This window comes from Nibrella saemangeumensis (assembly GCF_039541915.1).
Lineage (GTDB): Bacteria > Bacteroidota > Bacteroidia > Cytophagales > Spirosomataceae > Nibrella > Nibrella saemangeumensis.
In genome coordinates, this window is record NZ_BAABHD010000076.1 from 60,103 (window position 1) to 74,138 (window position 14,036).

Annotated in this window: 18 protein-coding genes; 6 read left to right on the plus strand and 12 right to left on the minus strand. The window is 51.6% G+C overall.

The genetic code is table 11. The annotated features are described in order from the left end of the window. Nucleotide 1: 1 nt before the first annotated feature. The 12 genes from ABD949_RS21735 to ABD949_RS21790 all read right to left on the minus strand — a co-directional run bounded on the left by ABD949_RS21735 (nucleotide 2) and on the right by ABD949_RS21790 (nucleotide 7,605). The gene (locus ABD949_RS21735) at nucleotides 2-403 is read right to left on the minus strand and encodes a hypothetical protein (protein WP_345246982.1); all 402 of its coding nucleotides are present in this window, start codon (nucleotides 401-403) and stop codon (nucleotides 2-4) included. A gap of 74 nt (nucleotides 404-477) precedes the next feature. Continuing rightward, entirely contained in the window at nucleotides 478-1,269 is a 792-nt protein-coding gene (locus ABD949_RS21740) for a hypothetical protein (RefSeq protein ID WP_345246984.1), read from the minus strand. Then, nucleotides 1,266-1,784 carry a hypothetical protein gene (locus ABD949_RS21745; RefSeq protein WP_345246986.1) on the minus strand — a complete coding sequence of 173 codons (519 nt, stop codon included), beginning with the start codon at nucleotides 1,782-1,784 and terminating at the stop codon, nucleotides 1,266-1,268. Before ABD949_RS21745 ends, ABD949_RS21740 begins: the two co-directional genes overlap by 4 nt. Beyond that, nucleotides 1,784-2,260, minus strand: a complete 477-nt coding sequence (locus ABD949_RS21750; protein WP_345246987.1) for a hypothetical protein — start codon at nucleotides 2,258-2,260, stop codon at nucleotides 1,784-1,786. The genes ABD949_RS21745 and ABD949_RS21750 overlap by 1 nt, the downstream gene beginning before the upstream one ends. 48 nt (nucleotides 2,261-2,308) lie before the next feature. Beyond that, a complete protein-coding gene (locus ABD949_RS21755; protein WP_345246989.1) occupies nucleotides 2,309-3,319 on the minus strand; it encodes a hypothetical protein in 1,011 nt (336 codons plus the stop codon). Then, nucleotides 3,316-3,600 carry a hypothetical protein gene (locus tag ABD949_RS21760; RefSeq protein WP_345246991.1) on the minus strand — a complete coding sequence of 95 codons (285 nt, stop codon included), beginning with the start codon at nucleotides 3,598-3,600 and terminating at the stop codon, nucleotides 3,316-3,318. The genes ABD949_RS21755 and ABD949_RS21760 overlap by 4 nt, the downstream gene beginning before the upstream one ends. Next, a complete protein-coding gene (locus tag ABD949_RS21765; RefSeq protein WP_345246993.1) occupies nucleotides 3,558-3,869 on the minus strand; it encodes a hypothetical protein in 312 nt (103 codons plus the stop codon). The genes ABD949_RS21760 and ABD949_RS21765 overlap by 43 nt, the downstream gene beginning before the upstream one ends. Before the next feature lie 149 nt (nucleotides 3,870-4,018). Further along, nucleotides 4,019-5,425, minus strand: coding sequence for a PBSX family phage terminase large subunit (locus ABD949_RS21770; RefSeq protein WP_345246995.1), 1,407 nt, complete (start codon nucleotides 5,423-5,425; stop codon nucleotides 4,019-4,021). Beyond that, nucleotides 5,426-5,908, minus strand: coding sequence for a helix-turn-helix transcriptional regulator (locus tag ABD949_RS21775; RefSeq protein WP_345246997.1), 483 nt, complete (start codon nucleotides 5,906-5,908; stop codon nucleotides 5,426-5,428). 7 nt (nucleotides 5,909-5,915) lie between these two features. Then, on the minus strand, nucleotides 5,916-6,233 hold the full coding sequence (locus tag ABD949_RS21780; protein WP_486348247.1) for a GNAT family N-acetyltransferase: 318 nt from the start codon (nucleotides 6,231-6,233) through the stop codon (nucleotides 5,916-5,918). Between the two features lie 17 nt (nucleotides 6,234-6,250). After that, complete coding sequence (locus tag ABD949_RS21785; RefSeq protein ID WP_345247001.1) at nucleotides 6,251-7,003, minus strand: hypothetical protein; 753 nt, start codon at nucleotides 7,001-7,003, stop codon at nucleotides 6,251-6,253. Then, on the minus strand, nucleotides 7,000-7,605 hold the full coding sequence (locus ABD949_RS21790; protein ID WP_345247003.1) for a ParB N-terminal domain-containing protein: 606 nt from the start codon (nucleotides 7,603-7,605) through the stop codon (nucleotides 7,000-7,002). Before ABD949_RS21790 ends, ABD949_RS21785 begins: the two co-directional genes overlap by 4 nt. Nucleotides 7,606-8,726: 1,121 nt before the next feature. On the opposite strand from ABD949_RS21790, the gene ABD949_RS21795 reads away from it, so the two are divergent. The 6 genes from ABD949_RS21795 (at nucleotide 8,727) to ABD949_RS21820 (ending at nucleotide 13,790) form a co-directional block, all read left to right on the plus strand. Further along, nucleotides 8,727-10,250, plus strand: a complete 1,524-nt coding sequence (locus ABD949_RS21795) for an AAA family ATPase (RefSeq protein WP_345247005.1) — start codon at nucleotides 8,727-8,729, stop codon at nucleotides 10,248-10,250. Nucleotides 10,251-10,328: 78 nt separating this feature from the next. After that, nucleotides 10,329-11,237, plus strand: a complete 909-nt coding sequence (locus ABD949_RS21800) for a DUF7192 family protein (RefSeq protein ID WP_345247007.1) — start codon at nucleotides 10,329-10,331, stop codon at nucleotides 11,235-11,237. A gap of 74 nt (nucleotides 11,238-11,311) precedes the next feature. Then, entirely contained in the window at nucleotides 11,312-12,061 is a 750-nt protein-coding gene (locus ABD949_RS21805) for a hypothetical protein (RefSeq protein ID WP_345247009.1), read from the plus strand. Nucleotides 12,062-12,116: 55 nt separating this feature from the next. Then, the gene (locus ABD949_RS21810) at nucleotides 12,117-12,503 is read left to right on the plus strand and encodes a hypothetical protein (RefSeq protein ID WP_345247010.1); all 387 of its coding nucleotides are present in this window, start codon (nucleotides 12,117-12,119) and stop codon (nucleotides 12,501-12,503) included. A 22-nt stretch (nucleotides 12,504-12,525) separates the two neighbouring features. Beyond that, complete coding sequence (locus ABD949_RS21815; RefSeq protein ID WP_345247012.1) at nucleotides 12,526-13,428, plus strand: hypothetical protein; 903 nt, start codon at nucleotides 12,526-12,528, stop codon at nucleotides 13,426-13,428. 17 nt (nucleotides 13,429-13,445) lie between these two features. Next, on the plus strand, nucleotides 13,446-13,790 hold the full coding sequence (locus ABD949_RS21820) for a hypothetical protein (protein WP_345247014.1): 345 nt from the start codon (nucleotides 13,446-13,448) through the stop codon (nucleotides 13,788-13,790). Nucleotides 13,791-14,036 lie beyond the last annotated feature (246 nt).

Below are 14,036 nucleotides of genomic sequence, written 5' to 3' on the forward strand. Positions count from 1 at the left end.
GTTATACACCCTGCACGAACGTACAGGAATGCGGGTTGGACAAAACTTTCTGTACGTAGTGGCAGAACTCCCAGCTACGCAGCACCCGTTCGACATCGTCGGCGCTTTGGTGAAGATAAAAAAAACAGCCGAATCGTAACGCCCGGCGGGCGGCCCGGTAGGTCACCATGGGCGATGTCAGATCGGTCAGGAAAATATGACACACGTAAAAATACTGCTTGAAAAACTCCATCTGATTGTCCACCGTCAGCCGTTCCAGCGGCAGGCACAGGTTGAGGTATTCGGCCAGTTCCCGCACGGCTGTTTCCTGACGGGCGTTCAGGTTTTCCATTTGGATAAACTCGTCCACTGCCTGCGCCAGAAAGGAATCAATATCAACGGAGTCATTAAAACGGCTTTCCATAGGTTAAGTACGCGGTTTGCCTAACGGCTTTCTGTAGTTGAGAAATTGTTTAGGTTGGTTTTGCCTGATAGCGTCTATGTCCCGCTGCTGCTTTCGGAGCCAGGCGCTGATGAAGTCGTGGAACTCCGCAACAGGTAGGCGTAAGAGCCGATGTATGCCTTCTGGGCTTCCATTTGTGACTCTAAAGAGGAAATCGTAGCGGTCTTTAGCCCGCTGGTTCTGCTCAGCAAGATAGCTCTGCCGAAATCCAAAAAGTCCGTCTGAGCGCTTTCCAGTAAATTTTCGATAGACTTCCGGGTAACCTCGTTCGAGAGCGCGGCTAAGGGCACGAACTGGCTTAACTGCATGTGTAAAAAAAAACTATACAGCTCCATGTACTTGTAGCAGATCTTCAAAAACCGCTCGGCCTTGTCGCGGTCGTACACGGCCGGGTCTTCGTCTTCGGCGAAGAACCACACACTTGCCAGTTCAAAAACCCGCCCCACCTGGGAGCCGATGCCGTACTCCTTACACTCGTCGTAAAGCCTCAGCCGCTGCTGGTTACGCTGGGTAAGAATGTAGCGCTCGTTGAGAATCGCCTGAATCTCGTCGGGCTTCATGGTCAAAAGCCCCGACATTAGTTTCATGTCGGTTTCGGCCATAAACCTGAAATAAGCGTCCAGTAGCTCACTGTCAAGCTTCAGCCGGTCGTGCTTTTCGGTGATGTCGGCAAAGACCACGAATCGGCCCTGGTACATGGCCAGCCCGTTCTCTGCCGCCTGATAGAACTGGATGCCGTCGCGGATGAACGGCTCCCCGTTGGGCAGCACGGCCGGTACGATCAACTGTTTTTGCAGCGCCTGCTCAAATTCGGGGTGTCGTTTCATGCTTGACTCTCAATAGCTTGTGAAAAGATCGTTTTCGATACGCCCAGCAGCGACAGCGTGATGGCAAACGCCTGAAGCGTAGGGTCGTAAGGTGTTTTGTCGCTCGGCACGTACAGAAACTGCTCTTTCAGCACTTGCAGCGTGTTGGTGCTGACCGACAGGACGATCACCCGGCTTAGAGTTTCCAGCGCCATGAGGAATTCCGGCAGCAGTTCCGGATTCCGGCAGGCGCAGGCCAGCGTAACCGTCACGTCGAATTTTACGTCCTTTTTGGTGCCGTACATATTCCCGGCGCGGTTGGGCAGGGTGCCGTTATGGCGGTAGATCACCTGCACATCGGGCGTAAAGCTGAGCTGAAACGGCGCGTTGTTTTCTTCCACGCGCACCAGCTTCAGCCCTTTTATTGATGGGTCGTACTGCGGCTCAACGCGGCCGGTGAAAACGGCGCGGGTGCCGTCCGGCAGCGTTGTAAGCAACTTCTCGCTTATCGGTTGAAGAAGTGGATTTAACTGCATTAGAGTTGCTGGTCAAGTTGGTTATAGATTCGTTGCTGATACTGTTCCGACAGAAACTGCTCCTCGGCCTGAGTCGGCTGGAAGGCCGTACCGAAATAAGCTTCAATGTAATCGGCCCGCTCGCTCATGGCATCAGAGGCAAACCCCACGCCAACGCCTGTGGCATCCGGCATAGCCGTAAATGATTCCATCATATCGCCGGTAAAGGTCAGGTTCACAATGCTGGTGGTCAGACCCGCCTGCTGACGGCGCTGCCCGTGGGTGCGTGAATAGCGGCCGATGGTCTGCTGGCTTTTGGTCTGCATTAGCTGACCGGCCGTGTTTTCCCCCCGCATCTGGATGCGCCCGGCTACTTCCTGAACAGCCATGCGGGCTACGTCCAGCAGTTCCTCGTCAGCTTTCTGCTCTACCGTCAGCAAACCACCCCGGATTTGCCCCAGGGTTGTAATGGCTTCATCGGCATTGGTGGTAAACATGCAATGGTAATATTGAGGTTAATATTTACTAACGGTTTATATTATACGTCAAACGTAAGAGCCGCGATAATACCGCAGATCGCTATCGTCGGGCCGGTCTACCAGCGAGTCGGTCAGGTCGGCGTACATGCGTCTGGCTACGGGAGCCAGCAGCCGCCGGGCGTCTGACAGAAAGCGGTTTTCCAGTTCATCGGTAAACATCCGGTTGGAGGCCGTGTACAGCGTCAGGTTGGGCGAAGCCAGTTTGTCGGTCAGCGTGATCGACCCCAGCAGGTAGAGATACGCCGTGCGCAGCTCCGCCTGATAGTTTTCCAGCACGTCGGCCAGCGTCCGCTCATGCGTCGCATCGACAAACACGCCGGTCGGCATTACGTCTGATGCCAGCACCGGCCGGTTATCGGCCAGCGTGTAAGCGGCAGGCTGCACCCTGTAGGGCCCCTCGTCCTGGCGGGCGTAGGTTTGCCAGCGAACCGGTTCCAATTCCCAAAGCGGCAGGTTGCGCTGGTCGATGCCGACAAAGACTAAAGGCGTACCCATCAGCTTTAACTGGGTGGACACGTCCAGCAAGAGCGTATTCAGCCCCGGCTCAATGTCCCGGCTCTCTTTCAGCAACAGGCGTTTAGCCCGCAGGTCGATAACGACCAGATCGGCCTCTGTGGGCGCTTCCATTTCGGCCAGAAACAGCATTTTATGGAGTATCAGCCGCGAGTCGGGCATGTAGCCGCACGACACAACCAACCCCGTATAATGCGATGCAGCCGCCATTTCAGCCGTTGGGTACACCGGCTGCGGGGTTTGCGTTCTGGCCAGCACCGGCCGGAAATGGTCGTCCCTGCTGATAGCTATTTCAATTTCTCCGATCAGCCGCTCGTAACATAGCCGGTGCAGGCGCTCCCACACCGATTTTACGCCGGTCGGGTCGTCGTCTTCTGTTTTATCGGAAGGCACTGACAGGTCTTCGACCAGCTCGGTACTCATACCCGGCAAATCATTGATCCACAGCGCGGCCGTCTGGTCAACGCCACGCAGACCAATAACGGAACGGAAAGGGTTCGTCATTGTACAGCTACCTTTAGGTTGTTAAACTGATTTTTCTGCTCCAGCCCCTTGCGCGTCAGGTGACGGCGTAAGGTCTGTTCCAGTTGGCCGGGCTGCGGCTGACGGCTCCTGCGGTCACTCAGCCTGAGTTGTTGTACCAGCGCTTCGTTGATGCAGCGCAGTACGCTGATGCGCTCCGGGCAGGGTAAATGCTCCATGTCAGCGGCTATCAGCTCCCCGGCCTCGATCAGCAGCCTCGTCAGGTGGTTGTGGTTGCCCGCGTCAAACGTCGTTCCTTCCATGCTCTCAGCGTGTCGTTTTCGTCGGTGAGTGTCAGAAACAGATGAGTCAGCAGCGAAGCGAGTATCAGGGCGGAAATACCCAGCAGCAACAATACCAGGGCCGTGAGGGCAATAGCCAGCAGCAGCAACACAATGGCCAGCGGCAGCGCTGCCAGCGCCCCGCTGAAGGTGGCCCAGCCGGGTAGCCCCAGCGGCCACATCAATAATAATCCTGACCCGTAATAGGCGAGTAATACGGCCAGAATAGTAATAGTTTTCCTATGCTTCATGCGTAAAAAAGTAATATTACTGATTACAAGACGATTACATAAAAACCACCGGAGAGGTGGGCTATTGTACCGCAATTATACAGCGGGTAACATATAGGATTCAAGTATAATATGTGATTTTTTGTGACTAAGTTTAAACTAATAATTCGTCAAGCCGCTTTTTTGATAACCCCGATCATCTGATAGGTGTGATACTCAAAATGATAATGGTCGTAGCGTAAGCAGTCGCCTACGTGTCCGTAGTTCTGCTTGTTGGCGTCCACTTTGTCCAAACTACCGTCCGCCGTCGCCTGCATCCGTTCAATATCGTCAATCAGCAGTCCGCAGTTCTGCCGGTCAATCACCATGCGTTTGCCGTAGTAGGTCATTAGCGCATTCGACACATGCCGCCCGGCCGCTGTCGATGGGTTGGACTTGGGTACCCGGTCGTAGTTACAGAACACAGCTCCGTACTTTATCATGTACATCTGGATCAGTTCCCAGGCACTCATGTTACCCGTTGTATAAGCCGAGCGGTTGTTACCTGATGCGTCGCCCGTCCAGTAGATCAGGTTGTGCTTATAGCGTTGGGCGATCTGCTTGCACAGTTCCTCCAGATCCATTGTCTTCGGCTGCGGGCCTTCCGTATTCGTCAGGTGGGTGCCGTGCCAGCAGTCAAAGTAATGAATGGCGTTGGGGCTGTAGTGCTGCGAGAACAGGAAACTGTTCTTTACGTTGAAGTCGGCTGAAATATACAGCGGATGGGCCGGGTTGTAGTGGCAGGTGCCGACGTACAGCGACGGCTTCCAGGCGGTAAAGTACGGGTTCTCCGGCCGGATAACGCCCCATTCGCCCAGGCCATAGATACGATAATGGTCATAGTCGTTGACCCGATACCATTCCATATCGTCGCGAAACTTCTGACCCACGAACGGATTGTCCAGATAGGTGCTGAAGATAATCGACACACGGGGGTCGGGCTTGTCGTGGAACCGTGCCTTCAGCCAATGCCGTTCCGAAATTGGGTTGTAGGTCAGGAAAATCTGCGGTTCGCCCCGGATGCGGTCAGACAGAATTTTGAACTCGTCCGGTTCCAGTTCGGTCGCTTCTTCAATCCACACAATCGTGATGCCCGTGATGGACTTCATCTTTTCGGGGTCGTCCAGTCCCCGAAAGATCACGACACTGCCATTGGCAAACTCAATCCGCTTACGGACAGTGCTGTAAGTGTAATCAATACCTTCCTTCAGGGCAAAGAACGGCATACCGATCTCTTTAAAGAGGTCGATCACCGAATCCTGCAAGCTGGTAGCGTATTTACGCAGCACCAGCATTTTCTCCCGTTTGGACAGGAGCCGTCTGACCAGATACTGAACCGTACCGTGGGACTTGCCCGAACCGCCCCCGCCATAGTTGATAACATACGGCGTGTTGGCCCGCTTCAGCTCATGGTAGACCCGTAACAGTTGACTCTTAACCAGCGACACGTCAATGGTGGGTGCGGCCAGCGTTTTCTGTCTGGACGGTCCGGCGTTCCGGCTGGCCGTCACCTGCTCCCGCTTCCGTGGGCGACTCATTTAGATTTCCTCGTCGGCGCTCTCCTCGTCATCGCCAACGATGCGGTAATTTTCGATTTGAAGTTTAACGTCCTGTTTTTCTGCCTGACCCAGATACTGCACACCAAGAAACTTCAGCATGTTGGTATCCGGCTCATAAAACTTTGTTACCTGATGGAAAACCACGCCTTCGGCTGTGTTGAACGGTACGCTTTCGACACGCTTATAACCGGTCGCTTTGTTGAGCTGCGTCTGGCGTAGCAGGGCGCGGGTATTGGCAAACTGAGCGGCCGCATAATCGCCCCACTGCATTCCTTTTTCACGGCGGGCGGCCCGGTAAAGCGTATCCTCCGAGACGCCCAGCGCTGCGGCAATGTCGGTGCCGTCGCACATGGCTTTAAGCATGTCATCGACTCTGGCCCAGTCTATTTTGATGTAGCCCCGGCCTTTTCGCCTGGGCTTACCGGTTACTATAGGCTCCAGTGCTTTCAGTTCTTCCGCCATAAATGTCTCATGGTCTGAACCGCCAACTGGTCGTTATCCGGTCAGTTGACGAGTTTTTGTAGTTGCTGTTCTTGCCGTATTTGCCTTTGCGGCCTTTGTCAAAGCAAATCCAGTGCGGTGACTTGCTCATGGCCCGGATCAGCGCCGGGTGGGTCGTGGTGATGAACATCACTTTCCGCTGCTTGTGATACAGCCGGGCTACGTAGTCCATCAGCAGCATACCCACTCCGCAGCCCTGAAAGGCCGGAAGCACCACCAGCCGATGAATTCGCATGGCATCGACTTTTGGGTGCGGGAAGTTGATAACCGCGCAGAATGCGGCCAAACTATCGTTTACGGTCGCTACGTACACTTTCGCCCCAGCACTGAAGGTGTGGGATAGATAGTGATAGCGGCTAAAAACTCCCCATAATGCGCGTTTTTGAGCCAGTTCGGTGACGTGGTACAGTTCCACGTCGAATAATGCTTTCCCGGCTCCGGTGTGACCTCCGGCACACGGAATCTCATGGTGTTGGTGTCGAAAATCCAGTCGGGACGCAGGTAATCCGCTACGTCGTAGTGGCAGGTGACGGCGATAAACTGCTTGTCAGACTTGCGGATGGCCTTCTGAACGGCGAAGGAACCCGCCTGGGCAACGGTTCTATCAACTACAGAGGTAAATTCATCGAAGACGACCAGCTTTTGCTCCGACAGCAAGGCGTTAGCCAGGTCAACCCGCATTTTTTCGCCGTTGCTCAGCACATGGTAAGGCTTCAGCCAGCCTGGGGGTGACGAAAAGCCCACACTGTTGAGCATACTGGTGATCTCCTGCACCGAACAGTGCGCGGGCATATCGTCCAGCAGGCTCTCCGACGTATAATTGAAGCCGGTCACGTAGGCGTCAGGGAACAACTCCCGCGCAATGGTGCTTTTTCCCGTGCCGCTGGCACCGACAATTAGGCCGATTTTCCAGTTTTGGGGAAAGTCCAGCACCCCCGCGAAGTTTTCCGATACGCCCGGCTCCTGCAAATCGAACGTACCCATCACCGAAGCCACGCGAAAGCTCTTTTTGGGCTTCGACTGACGGACAATGTGAAAGGCTCGGCAGGTACTCATAGCGTCAGAATCTTACATTGATAGCCGTCACCAGTTAACTGCTCGTACAAAGCCTGCTGCTCCCGCTCATTCAGGCAAATCACCTCGACCCGGTAGGTTACCTCACCGGCATCGGACAGGCCCGGATCGTCGCTGCTCTCCTGCTCATCGGCCCCGATGGCGCTGAAGCTCGACGGGCTGAAATCAATCAGGTTATCCAGCGTGGTCAGCTCCCGTACAAAGCCGTCTGAAATGTTGTAGCGGGCTACAAACTCGTCGTAGCCATCTTTTGTGATGCTGCCGTATTGTGAGTTGAACAGCATGAGCTTTTCGGCGGCTTCCTGCTCATTGTGGGCTTCAATCTCCAGATACGGATACTCGAAGCCGAAGGGGTATTCCTCCTGAAAGAAGCGCCTGCGCTGGTGGCCGTCGAACATCATGTAGCGGCCCGTGTCCGGATTGAGCCAGACAAAGACCGGGAACGTGACGCCGTACTTCTCCAGCGACCGTCTCAGCTTTTTGTAATTCTTCTCACTGAGGTCTTTCAGCTCCCCCTGAAAATCATCGACCTCGCAAATGTCAATCGTGGGCAGATGCGCCAGCTTGGGCGAAATCTTAATCATACTCCATCTGATGAATGCTTTACCTGCAAAATAATATCATTATTGACATAGAAAATTAAGGTAGTTGTAGAAAAAATTTTCCCTGACGTGGTGATTGCCCGGTCTTTCGGGAAAATATAACAGGCACCCATGGTTTTTTGGGAATTTTTCAGACGTGGTTGCCCCGACCTGGTCTATCCGCAAGGTGATACAGGGCCGTAGCAAGGCAGGTCTGAAAAGGGGTGCATAGGTGTCGTTTTCCAGCGCGGCCGAAGAATCACGGGTCGGGCCGGCAGTTGACCCAACAAAGTTTCGTCAAACTACTGGCAAAGCCGGCCAAAACGGCATAAAACGGCTTTACAGTTGCGATCTGACACAAATATTACATCACACAGCAGGAACTAAGAACGTAGCACAGAACAAAGAAAAACAGCTAAAAACAGGCAGTATACCGGTAGTCAGAAAACAAATTAAATAACGGATTTAAGCAGCATAAACCGCAAATAACAGGCTAAACAGCATACAGCACAGGCAGACTAATAACAAACGCGGAAACAGCCGGAAAACAGCTATAAACAGTCTTTACAGGTAACAGGCAGAAACAATCTACACTGAGAACAGGAAAACACAGTATAGAAAATTATGTACACAATAAAGCAGATATGTCAATATAGGGAAAAAAGGAATTTTCAACTTAATGCTTGTTTTTGCGCTCAGAAAATCAGCTTTTTATAAAAAATAGAGAAAATAAGTCATATAAACTTTTCTATACACTATTGACAAAATAGTAATATCAATATTAATATTGCAATGCACTTCGGCACTGAAACAGCAAATACAACGAAGGAAATGTTTGCAGGACTGCAACGGTAGTTCTGCCGGTTGACTGACAGGTTAACTGCTTTGACATACTGAGAGCGCAAAAAGAGTGCGAACCACTTTTCCGGTAAGAGTCTAAACAACTCGTTGAACGTCGGAACGCAACAAACCGTGACGGTTCTATACCGGATAAAGCGAATGAGCGCTTTAGAAAATGTGACTTTATAAAGCGTTTGGTTCTGCTATCGAATAGACTTTATCCGGCTACCTCAATGCAGGTAACAGACTAATTCAATTTCTACACTCTCAAAACTTTAACGATTATGTCAGCTCAAACCATCGCACCAAACGACACCGCTGCTATCGCTGTTTACAATGTTGCTCAACTTAACAGCACAGGATTTACCGCCATTGCAAACGCGGCCAATTATCAGAACAACGCGGCCGGATTTGCACAGCTATACGGTTTACCGGCTGATTATGGCTGGAATCAGATTTGTAAAGCGTTTGGTCTGATTATCGAAGAAAAAGGCGGACAAAGAACGCTGATTAATGCCTATAAGCTACAGACGTTAGGCAAGTTACCGCAAAAGAAAGAACAGGCCCCGCAGCCGAAACCAGTCCAGCCGGTAACGGTTCAGACGGCGGCTCAGGCGGTCGCTGTGACACCTACTACAGCCGCTCCACAGGTACAACAGCCAACACAGCCGGTAACGGTTCAGATCGCACCACAGCCGAAACCACAGGCAGACGTAAAGCCGGTAAACAAGCCGGTACCCGTGACACAAACGGCTGTACCGGCTACCGATAGCATAGACGAAACAGCGCGGCTGATTGCTCAGGCTTTGGCCGGTTTAAAAACTCAGGCGGTAATCAATCCGGAAACCGTTGCCGCTATGATTAATGAGGCTGTGAACGCGAAAATGCAGGCCGTTCAGCAGCAGTTTACCGAACTGATTGAGCAGTTAAACCGTGACGTTGAACTATTGGCAAAAGATCAGAAAAAAGCCGTTCAGACTATCGAAGTAAAAGTAAACGATAAAAAGCCGGTAAAAGTCGAAGGACTGGTACACAGTCAGTTTGAGAACATTGTAAAGCATCTGGCAATCCGTGACAACCTGCTTTTAGTCGGTGCAGCAGGCAGCGGTAAAACAACAGCCTGTGAGCAGGCCGCAAACGCTTTAGAACTAGATTTCTATTGTCAGTCGGTCTGCGCTCAAACATCTAAAGCCGAACTGTTAGGCTATATGAGTGCAACGGGTCAGTATATCAGCACTCAGTTCCGGCAGGCGTATGAATTCGGCGGTGTCTTCGTATTAGACGAGATCGACGCCGGAAACCCGAACGTAATTGCAGTGCTAAACAGCGCTTTGGCAAACGGGTATTGCGCCTTTGCCGATGGCATGATTAAGAAGCATAAGGACTTCGTATTAGTAGCCTGCGCTAATACCTTCGGAACCGGTGCAGACCGGTCATACGTCGGTAGAAACCAGCTCGACGCGGCAACGTTAGACCGGTTCTCAATACTGGAATTCCAATATGATGAGAAATTAGAAAAGCAGTTAGCCACCAATAAGCAATGGTTTAAGTTCGTCAAAACCGTTCGGAATTCACTGAAAAATGAACGGATTGTCATTTCTCCACGGGCTACGCTGGCTGGCTGTAACCTGATAAATACCGGCTTTACTCCTGAATACGCGATGCAGGTACGCATCATAAAAGGCATGGATATAAATCTTGCCGCAAAGGTCAAAGCCATCTTTACAGAGATCTACAAACCACAGCTGGAAACAGCACAGCCGGTAAATTCAGAAGTTGAGCCCGTCGTTTTAGATGCTGGCTATTGATTCACACAGCACAGCCGGTAAGTTATCGGCTGTGCTACTTACCCTGACACTCTCAAAACATTAACTCATTTAATCACTATGAACGCTATCGAATTCGATCAATTAGAAAAGCAGGAACAAAGCGAACTGGAAAGAAAGCTTTCTAAAGAAGAATTTCACGATTTGTCATATACCCAGCGCTACGCCTACAAAGTCAGGAACGCAAAGTTCAAAAACCTGTCCAATGGAGCGCCGACACCCTTTGAGCTACTGGAAACCAGCACCAGCGGTGACTATTGGAAAAAGAGGCTAAACGACCAGCTAATCAATGGCAATGAAGCCATACTGAACAAGTTTCTGGAATTCAAAAAGACGCTGAAAATGGATGTTAAAGCGCGTGGTATTGATCTGGACTATTCAGTATATGGTGACTTTGTAGATGTCGGCCGGTATGTTTCGGGTGAGCCCGAATGTATGGTTGACTTTGCGGCCTACACACAGACGAAATTTCTGGACTTGTACATCAATGTAGATGTAGAACATGCCATTGCCCAGGACTGCGGATTCCGCTACTATGCAACGGCCTTATCTGTAGTTGACAGTCTGGAGAACTCAGGCTACCGGGTTCGGGTGATCGCCGTCAACTACTCCGACGCGGTTACCATCAACTGCAACACGCCATACGGCAGTTTTTACGAAGTCTGCTGCACAGTTAAGGCCTATAACCAGCCAATTAATTACGCTTATATGTCAGTCGTTTGTTTAGGTGCCACTGACTTTTTCAAAGCGTATATGCACAGACCGGCTAAAAACCTGTACTGCTACGGCGGCTGCGATCACATCGAAGGATTCAAGCCTAACATTCTGATGCAGGAAAACACGGTTTACATACCGTCGCTGTACGGCCGAAACCGTCACGGCAAAGAATACAAGTACTGCCAGCCCGAAGCCTTTGCCTTTGATGAACTGATTCAGGACTGGAACCTGAAACAGTATTTAGTTGACTGAATTCACACAGCACAGCCGGTTATTCTCCGGCTGTGCTACCTCTAAATATTTCTAACTCTCAAAACAAACAGCACATGGAAACCTTAATTCAGATCCCAAATCCGGTACAGTACGACACCGCCCCATCATTCGCTAAAGCCATCGGAATGCCCAACGCGGCATTTGAGACGTGGCAGGGTATTGCGGACTTTCTCGGTCTGCCGACGCCCCGGCCGAAGGGTAGTTTCGCGGCCGTCAAGCAGCTTTATGCCGATCAGCAGGAACAGGCGCAGGCTGATGAAGGGCCAGAGGCCAAAGCCCAGGACGAACTGCCGGAAGACTGCGAACTGACTCCCGATGATCTTGAACCCACTTATCCGGAAGATGATACCGACCTAATGCCAGCTCATGCCGGGCTGGGCGCTCCACTGCTGGATGTCTACGACGAAGAGTACCACGCCGAGATCAACCTGCCTACAGGTGAGGTTGTCTGCCACGACTCACAGGGCATTTTCTACCGGGGGCCAGTCGTGGTCTGGCCGGATGGCGTGATTCAGGAAATACGCCCGCTGGACAAAGAAGGGTTTGCGCCGGATGAGCTGGAGCATTTTCTGAGTAGCGACTGGAACATACTGGATTCCCGCCATCAGGACAGGGTGGACTACGGTACTAACCGGGTAGTGGTTGTCTTTCAACGCGCCGTGATCGCTACCACAGAGGGGAAAGCGTTCAACCGACCCGCTACCTACATTGCCCGTGAGCTAAAGCTGCTTAGAGGCAATGACGACAGATACGCCGTTTATGGGCCAATGCTGATCTGTCCGCGCCGGATGATTAACAAATAAGTCAGTCGGGCCGGCAAGTCCGGCTCTTTTCCTATAACCATTACTATTCTTACCGATGAAAACAATTAGCAAAACACAGGCACATGAATTTTTTGAAGCCGCGCACCGGCTGTACTGCGATGTTTGCGCCTGCACCGGAGACGAAATAAAAAACCGAATTTTAGGCACAGATGCCTACCGGCAATATATCGCACAGGATATAATGAGCGGAGCCAAACCGCGCAAAGGAGCCGAAGAAAATTTTAGGCTGGCCAAAAATCGGATTGATACGGCGCTGCTGAGCTACGCCAGAGCCTTAGCACCCTACGGGCTGGACTGGCTGGCCTACGCGGAAGCCTGCTACGAACAAACCCTGATGCTCAAATACCAATATACTGAGAGCTACTATCAGCCCGACGACGCGACCACAAACAGCGATAACCGGGCTTCTTGTGTTCAATAGGTTAATATTAATACTACCATTTATGGTTTCACTACAGCATTTAAAACAGTTAGCTATCGACGCGCACCGGCACACGTCATTTTCGCCGGAAAAGCGCGGCACTGATTTGATTGCCGGTGAGGAACGGCAGCTAAACGAAGACATAGCCTATCTGACTTCACTGGCTACCTGCGAATACGGGAGAGAACAGCTACCCGCGCTGATTGCATCGTATCAGGAAAAATATGAAAGCTTGCTGCGGGTATGGCTCTATGCGAAAGGCCGCTGCATTTCAGCCATGATTGTCGGGCCGAGCAAGTTTCCCACGCGCCGAGCAGAGAAGGCTAATAACATTGAAGACAAACGATGTAGAGAATTCATCGAATGGCGGGAGCGCTTTCTGGCCAGGGCTCCGCGCTGGCTAAAGCCTGCTTCCACCATCCTGTCGGAGATTGATGAAGCCCGCAAGAAGATGGACGAGCGAATGCACCAGCAGGAGCGGATGAAAGAAGCCAACAAGATCATCCGCAAGGGTGAGCAGGTAACGGAGCGGCTGATGGAAATGGGCTTCACCAAGCCCCAAATTGCCAAACTCCTGACGGCGGACTTTGCGGGCCGGATTGGTTTTCCGGATTACAAGCTGACCAATAACAACGCTGAAGTAAACCGGCTGCGTAAGCGTATCGCCCAGCTTGAAGCCAAGCAGGTCAAGGGCCGCGAGTGCGATGGTGAGCAGGTTTTCGCCTTTGAGGGCGGGTCTGTGGTGCTGAATTACGACATAGACCGGCTCCATATTATGCACGATGAAAAGCCGGAGCAGACTGTAATTGACCAGCTAAAAAAGTCTGGCTTTAACTGGTCACGCGCTGGCCGCTGCTGGCAGCGGAAAATCACGGCTGATGCCAAATGGAAGGCCGCACAGATTACCGGCGTAGCATTTGATTAATCAATACTCTCAAAACAATGACGATGATTGCAGCACAGGTAGCCACTATTCAGGACGTGGTGGCCTTTATTCAAAACAATTACAGCCGCATGTATCAGGACACTTACACAAGTCCATTAGGGCAACCCGGCGTAGTGACGACATGGGAGTTTGAGCAACAGACGTTGCCGCTCGCTCTGGCGGAAGCTGCGCGGGACTTCTTTCCCAAAAAAGACCTGAGCTATGTTGTCCATCAGTCAAAGGACGAGCAAAGCCATACAACGGTCGGCATTCGGGCCAGCAACGGCAGTTTGCCGGGGTGGGCTAACATGACCTATGTGGTTAAGCGCTTTGTCACTCAGCGCGGCAGAAGATCAAAGTAATTACCCGCACCGGTCTGTAATGGATCGGTGCATCCCTTATAGAGGAGAGAATTAAGCTGTACTTCAATAATCATAGTAACAATAATCTTCCAACCACAAGTTTTGTAGAAGATATTACAGACTAACGCTCTCCTCTATAAATACTTATATTTATTACTACCCCGTCGAATTCTTTTCAAGCATTAGCGTTTGGACAACGTTGAAGCATTGGCGATGTGGCGGTATTCTGAGTTCTGTCTGCCCGGT